Source organism: Streptomyces tsukubensis (assembly GCF_003932715.1).
Classification (GTDB): domain Bacteria; phylum Actinomycetota; class Actinomycetes; order Streptomycetales; family Streptomycetaceae; genus Streptomyces; species Streptomyces tsukubensis.
In genome coordinates, this window is sequence record NZ_CP020700.1 from 6,591,035 (window position 1) to 6,607,130 (window position 16,096).

Consider the following 16,096-nt stretch of genomic DNA (forward strand, 5'->3'; position numbering starts at 1 on the left):
GTGACAGACGCGACGACGGTTCCGCGGCCCCGCCGACTGCTCGACCACGGTGCCTGGTTCCTCGTCCTGCCCGCCCTGATCCCGATCCTGGTGCTGAGCGTCGGCCCGCTGCTGTACGGGGTGGGGCTCGCGTTCACCGACGCCCAGGCGGGCCGTACCGAACCCACCGAGTGGATCGGCTCCCTGAACTTCCGGGACCTGCGCCGGGACACCCTCTTCTGGGAGTCCTTCGGCATCGGCCTGGTGTGGGCCGTGGGGGTGACCGTCCCCCAGTTCCTCCTCGGCCTCGGGCTGGCGCTGCTGCTCACCCAGAAGCTGCGGCTGCGCTGGCTGGCCCGCTCGCTGGCGATCATCCCCTGGGCGATGCCGGAGGTCGTCGTCGGCATCATGTGGCGGCTGGTGTACAGCCCCGACGCGGGGATCCTCAACGAGACCCTGCGCGACTTCGGCTTCGGCGACGGCCGCGACTGGCTGACCGGACTGGGCACCGCTCTGCCCGCGGTGATCGTGGTCGGGATCTGGGCGGGACTGCCGCAGACGACGGTCGCCCTTCTGGCGGGCCTCCAGAACACCCCGCGCGAACTCCACGAGGCGGCCGCACTGGACGGCGCGGGCGCCTGGCGCCGGTTTTGGGCCGTCACCTGGCCCGCGCTCAGACCCGTCGCCCTGGCGATCACCGCGCTCAATCTGATCTGGAACTTCAACGCCTTCGCCCTGGTGTGGGTGCTCACGGCCGGCGGGCCCGGCGGCCGGACCAGGCTGCCCACCCTCTTCGCCTACGAGGAGGCCTTCCGCTACGGCCAGTTCGGCTACGCGGCGGCGATGGGCTGCGCGATGGTGGCGGTGATCTCGGTGGTGCTGGCGGTGTTCCTGGTGGGCAGGCTTCGAGGAGGGGAAGAGAAGTGACCCGTACCGCCCCGGCGGCACCGCCGCGGACCCGTGAGCTGCGCCGGGCGTTCGGCCGCGCGGGCCAGTACCTCGCCCTCGCCGCCTATCTGCTCTTCCTCGCCCTGCCGTTCCTGTGGCTGCTGTCCACGGCCGTGAAACCGGCGAAGGAGCTGGGGTCGCTCCATCCGGCGTGGATCCCGGACCAGCCGACCCTGGAGAACTTCCGGCAGGCCTTCGACGAGCATCCGCTGCTGCGGGCCGCCGGGAACAGCCTGCTGGTGGCGGTCGCCGCGGCGGTGATCGCGGTGCTCGTCGCGACCCCGGCGGCCTATGTCATCGCCCGCACCCGCGGCAGGTCGGCCACGCTGGCGACCGGCTGGGTCGTGGTCAGCCAGGCCTTCCCCTTCGTCCTGCTGATCATTCCGCTGTTCCTGGTCCTGAAGAACCTGCGGATGATCAACACGCTCTGGGGTCTGGTGCTGGTGTACGTGGTGTGGGCGCTGCCCTTCGCGCTCTGGATGCTCGCCGGGTACGTCCGGGCCGTACCGCGGGAACTGGAGGAGGCCGCCGCCGTCGACGGCGCGGGGAGGCTGCGGACCCTGGTGTCGGTGACCGCGCCCCTGCTGGCGCCGGGGATCGTGGTCACCGCGATGTTCGCGTTCATCATCGCCTGGAACGAGTTCTTCTTCGCCCTGGTGCTGCTCAAATCGCCGGAGAAACAGACACTGCCGGTGGTGTTGACCCACTTCCTCGGCGCGGAGGGCGCCGCCGACCTCGGACCGCTCGCGGCGGCCGCCTTCCTGGCCACCCTCCCGTCGCTGGTGATCTTCGCGCTCATCCAGCGGCGGATCACGGGCGGCGTGCTCGCGGGAGCGGTGAAGTGAGGGGCGGCGCCCGGGTCCGTACCCTTGCCGCCGCCGTACTGGCGCTGTTGCTCGCCGTGACGACCGCGGCCTGCACCGGCGGCGGCGAGGACGCCGGGGACGGCACGATCCGGCTCCGGTTCCTCTCCCTGGCCTGGCAGAAGGAGTCCGTCGACGCCAACAGGCAGTTGGTACGGGAGTGGAACGCGGCCAACCCCGGCGTCCGGGTCGCATACGTCCAGGGCAGCTGGAACAGCGTCCACGACCAGCTGCTGACGTCCTTCGAGGGCGGGGAGGCCCCCGACGTCATCCACGACGCATCCGACGACCTCGCCGACTTCGCCTACGGCGGCTACCTGGCCGATCTGCGGACGCTGCTGCCGGAGCGGCTGACCTCCGACATCCCCCGGGCGAGCTGGGAGACGACGACCTTCGGGGAGGGCGTCTACGGCGTGCCCTTCCTCCAGGAGCCGAAGGTGCTGATCGCCAACCGGAAACTCGTCGAATCGTCGGGCATCCGGCTGCCGACCGCCGAACGGCCGTGGACCTGGGACGAGTTCCGCGGCGTCGCGCGGGAGCTGACCCGGTCGATGGGGAAGGGGCGGTACGCCGTCGCCTGGCCGCTGAAGGAACCGGTCGCCACCACCCTCAACCTCGGACTGTCGGCCGGCGGGCAGCTCTTCCACCGGGAGGCGGGCGGCAAGGTGCGGATCCGCTTCGGTGACGGCGACGCCCTGGTCCCGGACGTCATCCGCGACCAGGTCAACGAGGACCGTACGGCGTCCCGGACGATCCTCGGCTCCGGCGGCTCCGACGCCCTGCCCGGGTTCTTCGGCGGAAAGTACGCGATGGTCCCGCTCGGCTTCTCGTACCGCCAGCAGATCGCCCAGCAGGCGCCCGAAGGCTTCGAGTGGACCGTACTGCCGATGCCGGTCGGCCCCGGCGGCGCGGTGCAGGGCGTCAGCCCGCAGACGCTGTCGATCGCGGAGGACACCCGGCACAAGCGGGAAGCCGCCGCGTTCATCGACTTCATGCTGCGGCCCGCGAACATGGTCCGGCTGGCGAAGGGCGACTGGATGCTGCCGACGGGCAACGCCGCCCTCGCGGATCCCGCCCTGCGCGCCGAGAAGGACGGCTGGGCGGTGGGCACCGCCCTGGCGCGGGGCCTGCGCTCGGCACCGGCGCAGTCCGTGCGCGGCTATCCGGAGTGGAAGGACAAGGTGGCCACGCCCGCCTACCAGGAGTACTACAGCGGGGCGATCGGGGAACGGGAACTGAAGCGCCGCCTGGAACGCGACGGCAATCTGGTCCTGGCGCGCTACCAGAGGTAACGCCGATGACTTTCCGCGTGCGGTGACCGTCGCGGTGCGGGGATGTTCCAGGGGCGGTGATTTCTTCAGGTGCGGTGCGGTGGTGGATCGGGGCGCAGCCCACCGGGCGGGCCGGAGAACAGTCTCCGGCCCGCCCGCCCCCCGGCAGGGAGCCGTGCTACACCCGCACCGGCACCTTGCGGTCGCCGTCCGCCTCCGGGGCCGCGCCCTGCGGCTCGTCGTCCTGCGGCTCGTCGTGCGTCATGTCCGGCAGCCAGTGCAGCCAGCGCGGGAAGTACCAGTTGCGCTCACCGAGCAGGGCCATCACCGCCGGGAGCAGCACGCCGCGGATCACCGTCGCGTCGATCAGCACCGCCGCGGCCAGACCCACACCCATCTGCTTCATCGACTGCATCGACAGCGTCCCGAAGATCGCGAAGACGGCGACCATGATGACGGCGGCGCTGGTGACCACGCCCGCCGTGGTCACCACCCCGTGGGTGATCGCCTCAGGGGTGCTCCGGCCGCGGACCTTCGCCTCCCGGATCCGGGAGACCACGAAGACGTGGTAGTCCATCGAGAGGCCGAAGAGGATCACGAAGAGGAACAGCGGCAGCCAGGCGACGACCGCCCCCACGCCCTCCGCACCCACCAGGGAGGCGCCCCAGCCGTGCTGGAAGACGATGGTGAGGATGCCGTACGCGGCCGCCACGGAGAGCAGGTTGAGCAGGACCGAGGTGATCGCGATGGTCACCGAGCGGAACGACAGCAGCATCAGGACGAAGGCGAAGACCACGACGAAGCCGAAGACCGGCGCCACCGATGCGGTGATCTGGTCGGTGAAGTCCTTCGACCCGGCGACCTGGCCGGTGATCGGTGCGTCCACCCCGGAGAGGGAACCGAAGGCCGCCGGCCTGACCTTGTCGCGCAGCAGGTCCAGGCTCTTCTCGGCCCGCTCCTGGTCGGAGCCGCCGACCAGCGGCACCGAGATGAAGGCGACGTTCTCGGCGGCGTGCACGGTGACCTCGACCGGGCCCTCGGAGGCGCCCGACGACACCGCTTCCTTGGTGAACCGGTCGATCGCGGACTTGACCGCCGCCCCGTCGATGTCGGAGGCGCGGACCACGACCGCCGCGGGCTCCGCCCCGCCGGGGAACGCCTCGTTGAGCCGCTCGTACGTCGCCACGATCGGCATCGACGAGCCGAACTCCTGGTCCAGCTTCAGCTCCTGGGTCTTCATCCCGACCGCGGGCAGCGCGATCGCCGCCAGCACACCGGTCGCGATCACCAGGGAGGCCACCGGACGCCGCAGGACCCGGCCGAGGACCGCCCGCCAGAACCGGCTCTCCCCGTTGCCCTTCTTCAGCTTGGCGAGGAACGGCACCCGGCCCTTCTCCACCCGGTCACCGAGGAGCGACAGCAGCGCGGGCAGCACGGTCACCGAACCGACCATGGCGACGGCGACCACGATCAGCGACGCCAGGCCCATCGACTCGAAATCGCCGACCCCGGTGAACAGCATGCCCGCCATGGCGATGCAGACCGTCACACCCGAGACCACCACGGCCCGGCCGCTGGTCGCCGCCGCGATCCGGATCGCGGTCTCCTTGTCCCGGCCGGCCGCCCGCTCCTCGCGCTCCCGCCGCAGATAGAACAGGCAGTAGTCCACACCGACGGCCAGACCCACCAGCAGCATCACCGAGTTCGCCGTATCGGACATCGGGACCACATGGCTGACCAGGCCCATCAGACCCATCGTGGCCATGATCGCGGTGATCGCCAGGACCACCGGGATCAGCGCCGCCACCAGGGCGCCGAACGCGATCAGCAGAATGCCCAGGGCGACCGGTACGGCGGAGTACTCCGCCTGCTTGAAGTCGTCACCGAACGCCTTGTCGAACGTGCGGTTCATGCTGGCGCCGCCGATCTGTTCGATCCGCAGCGACTCGTGCTGTTCCTGCACCTTCGCCACGGCCTTCAGCAGCGGCTCGACGCGGTCACCGGCGGTTTCCGGGTCCCCGCGGACATCGAACTGGACGAGGGCGCTGCGGCCGTCCTTGGAGATCGCGCCACTGGAGTACGGGGAGACGGGCTCGGTCGCCTCACCGGTCGCGGCCACCGCCTTCATCACCGCGTCCACGGCCGACCGGAACACCGGATCCGTCGCCGCCGGACCCTGGGCACCCCGGGCCGATATCAGCACCCGCTCGGTCGCCGGGTCCTCGATACCCGCCTCGTCGATGATCCTCGCGGCCTGGGAGGTCTCCCCCTTGAGCTGGTCGGTCGGCTTCAGCTTCTCCTGGCCGACCGCCGATCCGGCGAACATCGTCACCACGACGAACAGCACCCAGACGCCCACCGCCGCCCAGCGGTGGCGGGCGCTCCAGCTCCCCGCCCGCGCGGCCAGACCGCGAGGCCCGGCGTGTGCGGGGCGCGTTCTTCCCGCCGCCCCCGTGTTCCCTGTCAGACCCATGACCGACCGTGCCCTCCCCGGCATAACGTCGGCTCCGCGCCGACGACTTCACGTCTCGGAACACGACGCTAGGGGCGGTGGCGGGCCGCCGGATCCGCCTCACCGGTGAGCCGGGAGGCCCCGCTCTCATCCACCGGTACCGGTCGGGCCCCCGAGCCGGAGACTCCTGGCCCCTTACACCTATCGGTCCTGTCGGTGGGGCGGCCTACGCTGAGCGGTATGAGCACCGGATACGCGGCCCTGCTGCGGGGGATCAACGTCGGAGGGCACCGCAAAGTGCCCATGGCCGAGCTGCGTGCCGTACTGGAAGGTCTCGGGCACGGTGCGGTCGGCACCTATCTCCAGAGCGGCAACGCCGTCTTCACCAGCGACGCCACCGACGAGGACGCCCTCGCCCGCGCCCTGGAGCAGGCGCTCGAAGAGCGTTTCGGCTTCACCGTCGACTGTCTGGTGCGCGGCGCCGGATATCTGCGGGCGATCGTCGACGACTGCCCGTTCCCGGCCGCGGAGCTGGAGGCGAAGCAGCTCCATGTCACCTACTTCTCGGCGCCCGTGACCGCCGAGCGGTTCGCCGCCGTCGACCGCGGCGCCCATGCGCCCGAGGACTTCCGGACCGGCGACCGGGCCCTGTATCTCTATGCCCCCCAAGGTCTCGGCCGCTCCAGGCTCGCCGACGCCCTGGCCCGGCCCGCCGTCACCAGGGGCCTCGTCGCCACCACCCGTAACTGGAACACCGTCGTCAAGCTGGCCGAGCTGACCGGCTGAGGACCCGGGGGTTCAGTGGTGGCGGCGGGAGTCCCGGCGGAGGCTGAAACCGCCCGGGAGACGCACCGAGGCGCTGCGCCCGCCGCCGCTGTGCCGGGTGACGTGCGCCCGCCGGCCGCCCAGCGACCAGGACCAGCCGTGGGAGCTGACGGTGACGTGCAGCAGCTTCGGGATCACGGTGATCCGCTTGTGGTAGTTGAACGGCATCTCGGGACTCCTTCACCGGGGGCGAGGCTTCCATGGTGCGGTATCCGCACCCGGTGCCCGTCACCGGTCCGCCACGATCCTGTCACCACCGGCCCGCGGGACCTGCCGGGCCGACCCCGAGACGGCCTCGGGGTACGGGCCCGCGGATCAGGCGGTAACCCCGAGACGTCCGAACGCCGCCGGAGCGGCCTCCGCCGGGCGTACGGCCTGCTCGTACCGGTGGACGATCAGCTCGGCCAGCTCCGGGCAGGGGCCCAGCACCTCCGCCAGGACGTCCGCGTCACGGGCGCCCTCGGCGATCCGGTCCGGCAGCCTGCCGGGGGCGATCACATACGGGGCGACGGCCACCCGGGCGCAGCCGTCGGCCCGCAGCATGCGTACGGCGTCCTCCGTACGCGGAAGGGATGCGGAGGCGAACGCAGGCCGCACGGAGCACCAACCGGTGCGCCTCAGCTCCCGCGCCATGGCTGCGATCGCTGCGATCGCCTCCGGGTCGGTGGAGCCCGCCGAGGCCAGGACCAGCCCCGTCGAGCGTCGTGCGGCGGGGGTCCGCCCGGCCCCCGCCTCGTACAGCCGCCGCCCGACCGCCGCGGTCAGCAGCGGCGACGGGCCCAGTACCCCCGCCTGCCGGATCCGCAGTCCGGGCAGTGCTGCCGACGCCTCCGCCAGTACGGCGGGGAGGTCGGACTTGGCGTGGAAGGCCCGGGTCAGCAGCAGCGGCAGCGCCACCACTTCGGCCCCCGGGTCCTCGGCGGCGATGCGCTCCAGCACCTGCGGTACCGAGGGCGCGTTGAAGTCGAGGAACCCCGTCTCCACGGGGAGCCCGGGCCGCAGCGACCGCACCCGGCGCACCAGGGCATGGACGGTCGCGGCGTGCCGCGGATCGCGGCTGCCGTGGGCGACGACGAGGAGACGGGGTCCGTACACGGCGTGGCTCAGTTCTTGACGAGGAGACCGCGGCCCCGCAGGACCGCCCGCTCCAGCGGGCTGAAGACCAGCAGGTCGATGGCGATACCGACGACGAGGATCAGCAGGATCGCCAGGAACACCCCCGGCATGTCCGAGTTGTTGCGGCCGTTCTCCAGCAACTGGCCCAGACCGAGGCCGAGGTCCGGCGACGAGGCGATGATCTCCGCCGCCATCAGGGACCGCCAGGCGAAGGCCCAGCCCTGCTTGAGCCCCGCCACATAGCCCGGCAGGGCGGCCGGCATCACGATGTACCAGGTGCCCTTGAGACCGGTGGCGCCCAGGGTGCGGCCGGCCCGCAGGAACAGCGGCGGGACCTGGTCCACCCCGGACACCAGCCCGTTGGCGATGGACGGGACCGCGCCGAGCAGGATCACCGCGTACATCATCTGGTTGTTCAGACCCAGCCAGATCACCGCGGGCGGCACCCACGCCACCGAAGGCAGCGACTGGAGACCGGAGAGGATCGGCCCGATCGCGGCCCGGACGAACTTCACCCGGGCCACCAGCAGACCCAGCGGCGTACCGATGGCCAGGGCCAGCAGGAAGCCCGAGAAACCGCGCGAGACACTCGTCCACACGATCTCCAGCAGGGTGCCCTGCAGCCACAGGTCGGACACGCTGTCCCAGACCGCGGACGGCGCGGGCAGACTGCCCTCGTCGGTGACCTCCGCCCACACCAGCGTCTGCCAGACCGCGATCACCAGCGCCACCGCCGTCAGCGGCGGCACCACCTTCGTCAGCAGCACCTCCCGCAGCGACGCCCGTCCGGTCTCCACGGTCTCCAGGGCGTCGAGCCCCGCGGCGAGATCGTGCGTTCCCCCGTCGCCCCCGGCACGTTGCTTCGCCGGGGACGGTGTCTCAGTTCTGACCATGTCGGCGGATCTCCCCCCGCAGTTCCTCGGTGATCTCGACGGACAGCTCGGCCACGGCCGCGTCCTCGATACGGCGCGGCTGTTCGATGCCGACCGACCACTCCCGGGCGATCCGCCCGGGACGCGACGACAGCAGCACCACCCGCTCGGCCAGCCGCACGGCCTCACGGACGTTGTGGGTGACGAAGAGCACCGACAGCCGGGTCTCCCGCCAGATCCGGGTCAGCTCCTCGTGGAGCACGTCCCGGGTGATGGCGTCCAGCGCCGCGAACGGCTCGTCCATCAGCAGCAGCTGACTGTCCTGGGCCAGCGCCCGGGCCAGCGCCACCCGCTGCCGCATACCGCCCGACAGTTCGTGCACCCGCTTGCCGTAGGCGCCCGACAGCCGCACCAGCTCCAGCAGCCGCTCCGCCTCGGTGCGCCGCTCGGCCTTGGCGACTCCGCGCAGCCGCAGCGCCAGTTCGATGTTCTTGCCCGCCGTCAGCCACGGGAACAGGGCGTGCTCCTGGAACATCAGCGCGGGCCGCCCGCCCGGGGTCTCGATGGTCCCGGCACTGGGCGCGTCGAGCCCCGCCACCAGATTGAGCAGGGTCGACTTACCGCAGCCCGACGCCCCCAGGAGGGTGACGAACTCGCCCGGGGCGACATCCAGGGAGATGTCGTCGAGGACGAGTTGCCGTCCCCCGGGCGTCGCGAAGGACTTCGAAACGTGCTCGATACGGGCCGCGTATCCGGCCGGGTCGGTCCCGGCGCCGGCCGCCGTCCGGTCCTTGGTCACCGTGGTGCTGGCCATGGTCGTCACCTCCTGGGAGCGTACGTACGGCTTACTTGACGCCGAGTCCGGCGTCGGCTGCCTCGGGGGCGCCCTGGGCCTTCAGCACCTTGTTGAGCAGGCTGAGGTCGTAGATCCCCACCAGGTCGGGCTTCTCCAGGAGCCCGGCCTTCACGGCGTGGTCCGCCTGCGCCTGCAGGGTCGAGGCCAGCGGGTCGTCGAGGAACTGGATCGACGGCCAGGCACCGTCGATGATCTCGGCGGGCAGTTCCTTGCCGCTGAGCGCCTTCAGCTTGGCGTTCGCGGACGCCTTCGCCTTGTCGGGGTTGGCGTTGATCCACGCATTGGTCTTCACCGTGCCGCGGACGAAGGCCTCCACCACATCGGCGTGGTCCTTGAGGAACTTCTGGCTCACGATCACATGGGTGATCACGAACTTCTTCTCCGGCCAGATCGTGGCCTCGTCCAGCAGCACCTTCGCGCCCTGGCTGACCAGCCGCGACGCCGTCGGCTCCGGCACCCACGCCCCGTCGATGGAGCCCGACTTATAGGCATCCGGCGTGATCTTGTTGTCCGTACGGACCACGGAGACGTCGCCCTTGCCGCTCTGGGCGTCGGTCTTCCAGCCTCTCTCGGCTATCCAGTTGAGGAAGGCCACGTCCTGGGTGTTGCCGTGCTGCGGGGTGGCGATCTTCTTGCCCTTGAGATCGTCGAGGGTCTTGATCTTGGCGGGGTTCACCACCAGCTTCACTCCGCCGGACGCCGAACCGGCGACGATCCGCAGGTTCTTCCCCTTGGACTTGGTGAAGCCGTTGATGGCGGGGGAGGGGCCGATGAAGCCGATGTCGATGGAGCCCGCGTTCAGGGCCTCGATCTCGGAGGGGCCGGCATTGAACGTCGTCGACTTGATCTGGGTGCCGCCCAGCTCCTTCTGGAGGATGCCCTCCTGCTCACCGACGAGGGCGGTGGCATGCGTCAGATTCGGGAAGTAGCCGAGGCGGACGGTGTCGGCGGAGAGCTTCTTGCCCTTGGCGGCGGGGGCGGTCTTGTCGTCCTTGGAGTCGGAGCCGTAGCCGCAGGCGGCGAGGGTCCCGATCAGCAGGGGCAGCGCCGCGGCCGCGGCGAGGGAACGGCGGAGGGTGGTGGTGCGAGTGGCAGGCACGCGAGGGAATCCTCTCGTAAGCCCCGGTGTCCACGCCGTGGCGGCGCGGCCGGGACGCTATCGGTGGTCGGTCTTCGTTTCCAGCGGGCACGGATCGGCAGTCGGGTCATCGCGCACATCGCACGACACCCCCCGACCCTGCGCCGAGAGTGCCGCTGCCCACCCGGCCGCCCTCCTTGGCGAAGGTGGCGAACACGTCCGTCATCAGAAATCCCACTCCGCTTCATCGCCCTGACGGGCTTCGGGGTCCGCCGCTGCGGCGGACCGGTCGTTGGTGGCGAAGGACTCCCCGGCCATACCGGCGGCCAGGGTGGTGCCGTCGGCCGGGTCGATCAGCAGGAACGAACCCGTACGCCGCGAGTCCGCATAGGAGTCCAGGGCGATCGGCTCGGCGGTCCGCACCTTCACCAGGCCGATGTCGTTGGCGGTCAGCCGCCCCGGCTCCGCATGGTGCGAGAGGTCGTCGAGGGTCACCAGAGCCGGGATCTCCTTGACGATCGCCTTCACCGTGCGGGTCGTGTGCTTCAGCAGCACCCGGTGCCCCACGGTCAGCGGGGTGTCGGCGACATGGCAGACCGTCGCCTCCACATCCTGCCCGGACGGCGGGACATCGCCGCTCGGCACGATCAGATCGCCGCGCGACACGTCGATGTCGTCCGCCAGCAGCAGGGTCACCGACTGCGGCGCCCAGGCGACGTCCACCGCCTCGCCCAGCAGGTCGATGCCCTGCACTGTGGTGGTCCGCCCGCCCGGCAGCACCGTCACCGGCTCCCCGGTACGGAACGTGCCCGCCGCGATCTGGCCCGCGTACCCCCGGTAGTCCGGGTGTTCGGCGGTCTGCGGCCGGATCACGTACTGCACCGGCAGCCGGGCGTGGCAGGCCGCCAGATCATGGCTGACCGGCACCGTCTCCAGATGCTCCAGCACCGTCGGACCGCCGTACCAGTCCATCACCGCCGAAGGCTCGACCACATTGTCCCCGGCCAGCGCCGAGATCGGGATCGCGGTGACCTCCGGGACGCCGAGAGCGGTCGCGTACGCCGTGAACTCCTCGGCGATCGCGGCGAACACCTCCTCCGCGTACCCCACCAGGTCCATCTTGTTCACCGCGAGCACCACATGCGGCACCCGCAGCAGTGCGGCCACGGCGGCGTGGCGGCGGGTCTGCTCCACCACCCCGTTCCGGGCGTCGACCAGCACGACCGCGAGATCGGCGGTGGACGCCCCGGTCACCATGTTCCGGGTGTACTGCACATGCCCGGGGGTGTCGGCGAGGATGAATCGCCGGCGGGGCGTCGCGAAGTAGCGGTACGCGACGTCGATGGTGATGCCCTGCTCGCGCTCCGCCCGCAGACCGTCGGTCAGCAGCGCCAGATCCGGCCCTTCGCCACCCCGGCTGCGGGAAGCGTGCTCGACCGCCTCCAACTGGTCGGTGAGCACCGACTTGGAATCGTGCAGCAGCCGCCCCACCAGGGTCGACTTCCCGTCGTCGACCGAGCCCGCGGTGGCGAACCGCAGCAGCGTCGTCGCCGACAGCAGCGCCTCCGCAGCGCCCCCGCCGTCGGTGATATCGGTGGATGTCATGATCAGAAATAGCCTTCCCGCTTGCGGTCCTCCATCGCCGCCTCGGACAACTTGTCGTCCGCGCGGGTCGCGCCCCGTTCCGTCAGCCGGGACGCCGCGATCTCCGCGATGACCGCCTCCAGCGTGACGGCGTCCGAGTCCACGGCACCGGTGCACGACATATCGCCCACCGTCCGGTAGCGCACGGTCCGCCGCTCCACCTGCTCGGCGTCGGTCGGCCCGCCCCAGTCGCCGCCGGTCAGCCACATACCGCTCCGCTGGAACACTTCGCGCTCATGGGCGAAGTAGATCTCCGGCAGTTCGATCTTCTCGCGGGCGATGTACTGCCAGATGTCCAGCTCGGTCCAGTTGGAGAGCGGGAAGACCCGGACGTGCTCGCCCGGCGCGTGCCGGCCGTTGTACAGCTGCCACAGCTCGGGCCGCTGCCGCCGCGGATCCCACTGCGAGAACTCGTCCCGCAGCGAGAACACCCGCTCCTTGGCCCGGGCCTTCTCCTCGTCGCGCCGACCGCCTCCGAAGACCGCGTCGAACCGCTCGGCCGCGATCTTCTCGGTCAGCGGCAGGGTCTGGAGCGGATTGCGGGTGCCGTCCGGACGCTCCCGCAGCACCCCCCGGTCGATGTAGTCCTGGACCGATGCCACATGCAGCCGCAGCCCGTGCCGGGCCACCGTCCGGTCCCGGTACTCCAGCACCTCGGGGAAGTTGTGCCCCGTGTCCACGTGCAGCAGCGCGAACGGCACCCGCCCCGGGGCGAACGCCTTCAGCGCCAGATGCAGCATCACGATGGAGTCCTTGCCGCCCGAGAAGAGGATCACCGGACGCTCGAACTCGCCCGCCACCTCCCGGAAGATATGCACCGACTCCGACTCCAGCGCGTCCAGATGCGACAGCGCGTACGGACTGTCGTTCAGCCCCTGGGCCGCAGCACCCGTTCCCGCGCTCACACCAGACCCCTCTCGGCCAGCAGACCCCATACCGCGTCCGCGGATTCGGCGACGGTCTGCCGGTGCGATTCGATCCGCAGGTCCGGCGCAACCGGTGCCTCGTACGGATCGTCCACACCCGTCAGCCCGCTGATCTCCCCCGCCGCCTGCTTGGCGTACAGCCCCTTCACATCCCGCTCCGAGCAGACCTCGACCGGAGTCGCCACATGCACCTCGGCAAAGCCGGTGCCCGCGGCCTGGTGCCGCTTGCGGACCGACTCCCGGCTGTCCGCGTACGGCGCGATCACCGGCACCAGCACGGTCACCCCGTGCGAGGCCAGCAACTCTGCGACGAAGCCGATCCGCTGGACGTTGGTGTCGCGGTCCTCCCGGCTGAAACCGAGACCCGCCGACAGGAACTCGCGGATCTCGTCACCGTCGAGCACCTCGGTGCGCCGGCCTCCGGCGCGCAGCCGTCCGGCGACCTCGTGCGCGATCGTGGTCTTGCCGGCACTCGGCAGGCCGGTCAGCCAGATCGTGGCCCCGGTCATGTTGATTCTCCGATTCGTCGTAGTGGCGGCTTCAGCCGCCGGTCGGCCGCAGGCGGTCAGCCGTGCAGTCCGCACTCCGTCTTCGCGCGTCCGGCCCAGCGGCCGGACCGGGCGTCCTCGCCCACTGCCACCCGGCGGGTGCAGGGGGCGCAGCCCACGGAGGCGTACCCGTCCATCAGCAGAGGGTTGGTCAGCACGCCGTGCTCCGCGACATAGGCGTCCACGTCGTCCTGCGTCCAGCGGGCGATCGGGGCCACCTTCACCTTGCGCCGCCGCTCGTCCCATCCCACCACAGGGGTGTTCGCCCTGGTCGGGGACTCGTCACGGCGCAGGCCCGTGGCCCAGGCGTCGTACCCCGCGAGCCCCTCCTCCAGCGGCCGCACCTTCCGCAGCGCACAGCAGAGGTCGGGGTCGCGGTCGTGCAGCCGCGGACCGTACTCCGCGCCCTGCTCCGCGACGCTCTGCCGCGGTGTGAGGGTGATCAGGTTCACGTCCATCACGGCCTCGACGGCGTCCCGGGTGCCGATGGTCTCCGGGAAGTGGTAGCCGGTGTCGAGGAAGACGACGTCGACACCGGGGAAGGCGCGGGACGCGAGATGCGCGACGACCGCGTCCTCCATGGAGGACGTCACACAGAACCTGCCGCCGAAGGTCTCGGCGGCCCAGGAGAGCACCGCGAGCGCCGGGGCGTCCTCCAGTTCACGGCCGGCGCGTTCCGCCAGCTCGCGTAGGTCTCCGGTCTCCGTGACCGTCATATCGCGTCCTTTCCCCCGTCGTCACCGCCGTGGCGCAGCCCCCGGGACAGCAGCCCCAGGAACTTCAACTGGAAGGCGCGATTGCAGCTCGCGCACTCCCAGGCACCGTGCCCCTGCTCGGAGGGGCGCAGATCCTCGTCCCCGCAGTAGGGGCAGTAGAACGGCGCCGCGCGCTCGCTCATGCGGCACCTCGACGGTTCGCTTCTCCGCCCGCGCGGCGCAGAGGTGCGGCATTCGTCTTCGTCTGCGGGCCGGTGGCCGCGCGTGCGCCGCTCATGAGAGCGATTCCTCGGAGGCCCGAGCCGCCCAGGTCGCGAACCGCTCGCCGTCCTCGCGCTGCTCCTGGAAGCGGCGCAGGACGCGCTCCACGTAGTCGGGGAGGCCGTCCGAGGTCACCTTCAGACCGCGGACCTTGCGGCCGAAGCCGGGGTCGAGGCCGAGCGCGCCGCCCAGATGGACCTGGTAGCCCTCCACCTGCCGGCCCTCGTCGTCGAGGACCAGCTGGCCCTTGAGACCGATGTCCGCCACCTGGATACGGGCACAGGCGTTGGGGCAGCCGTTGATGTTGATGGTGATCGGCTGGTCGAACTCCGGGATCCGGCGCTCCAGTTCGTCGATGAGGGAGGCGCCGCGCGCCTTGGTCTCGACGATCGCCAGCTTGCAGAACTCGATACCGGTGCAGGCCATCGTGCCCCGCCGGAACGGGGACGGGGTGACCCGCAGGTCCAGCGACTCCAGGCCCTCGACCAGCGAGTCGACCCGGTCCGCCTCGACGTCGAGCACGAGCATCTTCTGCTCGGCGGTGGTCCGTACCCGGCCGGAGCCGTGCGCCTCCGCCAGATCCGCGATCTTGGTGAGGATCGTGCCGTCGACCCGGCCCACGCGCGGGGCGAAGCCGACGTAGAACCGCCCGTCCTTCTGGCGGTGCACGCCCACATGGTCCCGCCACTCCTGCTCGGGCCTCTCGGGAGCGGGCCCGTCGACCAGCTTCCGCAGCAGGTACTGGTCCTCCAGCACCTGACGGAACTTCTCCGCACCCCAGTCCGCGACCAGGAACTTCAGCCGGGCGCGGTTGCGCAGCCGGCGGTAGCCGTAGTCGCGGAAGACGGAGATGACGCCCTCGTAGACGTCGGGGACCTCGTCGAGGGGAACCCAGGCGCCCAGCCGTACCCCGATCTTGGGGTTGGTGGAGAGACCGCCGCCGACCCAGAGGTCGAAGCCGGGGCCGTGCTCGGGGTGGTTCACCCCGACGAAGGCGATGTCGTTGATCTCGTGGGCCACGTCCAGCAGCGGCGAACCGGAGATCGCGGACTTGAACTTCCGCGGCAGGTTGGAGAAGTCCTTGTTGCCGACGATCCGGCGGAGGATCTCGTCGATGGCGGGAGTGCCGTCGATGATCTCGTCCGCGGCGATCCCGGCGACCGGCGAGCCGAGGACGACGCGGGGGGTGTCACCGCACGCCTCGGCGGTCGACAGGCCGACGGCCTCCAGCCGCCGCCAGATCTCCGGCACGTCCTCGATGCGGATCCAGTGGTACTGGACGTTCTGGCGGTCGGTGATGTCGGCGGTGCCGCGGGCGAACTCCTGCGAGATCTCGCCCACCACCCGGAGCTGCCGGGTCGTCAGCCGTCCGCCGTCGATGCGGACCCGCAGCATGAAGTAGCGGTCGTCCAGCTCCTCGGGCTCCAGGATCGCCGTCTTGCCGCCGTCGATCCCGGGCTTGCGCTGGGTGTACAGACCCCACCAGCGCATCCGGCCGCGCAGATCGGCACCGTCGATGGAGTCGAAGCCCCGGTGGGCGTAGATCGTCTCAATGCGTGTCCGCACATTGAGACCGTCGTCGTCCTTCTTGGTCTGCTCATTGGCGTTGAGCGGGGTCAGATGGCCTACGGCCCACTGTCCCTCGCCGCGGTGGCGCCCGGTCTTGCGACGGGACGCTGCGGGAGCGGGCTTGTCCGGTGTGGCGGCCATGGCGGTGTGTCCTTCGGGGCAACGGGAGGGC

At 71.0% G+C, this 16,096-nt stretch carries 16 protein-coding genes; 4 read left to right on the top strand and 12 right to left on the bottom strand.

Going from position 1 to position 16,096, the window contains the following annotated elements; all coding sequences use genetic code 11:
• From B7R87_RS27350 to B7R87_RS27360, 3 genes are read left to right on the top strand one after another with little or no spacing between them, the layout of a single operon-like run.
• Entirely contained in the window at positions 1–906 is a 906-nt protein-coding gene (locus B7R87_RS27350) for a carbohydrate ABC transporter permease (protein ID WP_006345790.1), read from the top strand.
• Entirely contained in the window at positions 903–1,772 is an 870-nt protein-coding gene (locus tag B7R87_RS27355) for a carbohydrate ABC transporter permease (RefSeq protein ID WP_006345789.1), read from the top strand. Before B7R87_RS27350 ends, B7R87_RS27355 begins: the two co-directional genes overlap by 4 nt.
• Positions 1,769–3,082 (top strand): ABC transporter substrate-binding protein, encoded by a 1,314-nt coding sequence (locus B7R87_RS27360; protein WP_006345788.1) that lies wholly within the window; start codon positions 1,769–1,771, stop codon positions 3,080–3,082. The genes B7R87_RS27355 and B7R87_RS27360 overlap by 4 nt, the downstream gene beginning before the upstream one ends.
• A gap of 157 nt (positions 3,083–3,239) precedes the next feature.
• On the opposite strand, the gene B7R87_RS27365 is transcribed toward B7R87_RS27360, so the two are convergent.
• Positions 3,240–5,534, bottom strand: coding sequence for an MMPL family transporter (locus B7R87_RS27365; protein ID WP_045852798.1), 2,295 nt, complete (start codon positions 5,532–5,534; stop codon positions 3,240–3,242).
• 219 nt (positions 5,535–5,753) lie between these two features.
• Between B7R87_RS27365 and B7R87_RS27370 the strand changes: the two genes are divergently transcribed.
• On the top strand, positions 5,754–6,299 hold the full coding sequence (locus tag B7R87_RS27370; protein ID WP_006345786.1) for a DUF1697 domain-containing protein: 546 nt from the start codon (positions 5,754–5,756) through the stop codon (positions 6,297–6,299).
• Positions 6,300–6,311: 12 nt separating this feature from the next.
• Here B7R87_RS27370 and B7R87_RS27375 read toward each other — a convergent pair whose 3' ends face one another.
• The 11 genes from B7R87_RS27375 to B7R87_RS27425 all read right to left on the bottom strand — a co-directional run bounded on the left by B7R87_RS27375 (position 6,312) and on the right by B7R87_RS27425 (position 16,065).
• Positions 6,312–6,506, bottom strand: coding sequence for a DUF4236 domain-containing protein (locus B7R87_RS27375; RefSeq protein WP_006345785.1), 195 nt, complete (start codon positions 6,504–6,506; stop codon positions 6,312–6,314).
• A gap of 147 nt (positions 6,507–6,653) precedes the next feature.
• Complete coding sequence (locus B7R87_RS27380; protein ID WP_006345784.1) at positions 6,654–7,433, bottom strand: sirohydrochlorin chelatase; 780 nt, start codon at positions 7,431–7,433, stop codon at positions 6,654–6,656.
• An 8-nt stretch (positions 7,434–7,441) separates the two neighbouring features.
• Complete coding sequence (locus tag B7R87_RS27385) at positions 7,442–8,347, bottom strand: ABC transporter permease (RefSeq protein WP_006345783.1); 906 nt, start codon at positions 8,345–8,347, stop codon at positions 7,442–7,444.
• Positions 8,334–9,140, bottom strand: a complete 807-nt coding sequence (locus B7R87_RS27390) for an ABC transporter ATP-binding protein (protein WP_040913675.1) — start codon at positions 9,138–9,140, stop codon at positions 8,334–8,336. The genes B7R87_RS27385 and B7R87_RS27390 overlap by 14 nt, the downstream gene beginning before the upstream one ends.
• A 31-nt stretch (positions 9,141–9,171) precedes the next feature.
• A complete protein-coding gene (locus tag B7R87_RS27395) occupies positions 9,172–10,281 on the bottom strand; it encodes an aliphatic sulfonate ABC transporter substrate-binding protein (RefSeq protein WP_006345781.1) in 1,110 nt (369 codons plus the stop codon).
• 204 nt (positions 10,282–10,485) lie between these two features.
• Positions 10,486–11,865 (bottom strand): sulfate adenylyltransferase subunit 1, encoded by a 1,380-nt coding sequence (locus B7R87_RS27400; RefSeq protein ID WP_006345780.1) that lies wholly within the window; start codon positions 11,863–11,865, stop codon positions 10,486–10,488.
• A gap of 2 nt (positions 11,866–11,867) precedes the next feature.
• A complete protein-coding gene (cysD, locus tag B7R87_RS27405; RefSeq protein WP_233168942.1) occupies positions 11,868–12,839 on the bottom strand; it encodes a sulfate adenylyltransferase subunit CysD in 972 nt (323 codons plus the stop codon).
• Positions 12,806–13,339, bottom strand: coding sequence for an adenylyl-sulfate kinase (cysC, locus tag B7R87_RS27410; RefSeq protein WP_006345778.1), 534 nt, complete (start codon positions 13,337–13,339; stop codon positions 12,806–12,808). Before cysC ends, cysD begins: the two co-directional genes overlap by 34 nt.
• 56 nt (positions 13,340–13,395) lie before the next feature.
• Positions 13,396–14,094: a phosphoadenylyl-sulfate reductase gene (locus tag B7R87_RS27415; protein WP_006345777.1), complete on the bottom strand. Its 699-nt coding sequence runs from the start codon at positions 14,092–14,094 to the stop codon at positions 13,396–13,398.
• Positions 14,091–14,276 carry a hypothetical protein gene (locus B7R87_RS27420; RefSeq protein WP_006345776.1) on the bottom strand — a complete coding sequence of 62 codons (186 nt, stop codon included), beginning with the start codon at positions 14,274–14,276 and terminating at the stop codon, positions 14,091–14,093. Before B7R87_RS27420 ends, B7R87_RS27415 begins: the two co-directional genes overlap by 4 nt.
• Before the next feature lie 91 nt (positions 14,277–14,367).
• Positions 14,368–16,065 carry a nitrite/sulfite reductase gene (locus B7R87_RS27425; protein WP_006345775.1) on the bottom strand — a complete coding sequence of 566 codons (1,698 nt, stop codon included), beginning with the start codon at positions 16,063–16,065 and terminating at the stop codon, positions 14,368–14,370.
• Between the last annotated feature and the right edge of the window lie 31 nt (positions 16,066–16,096).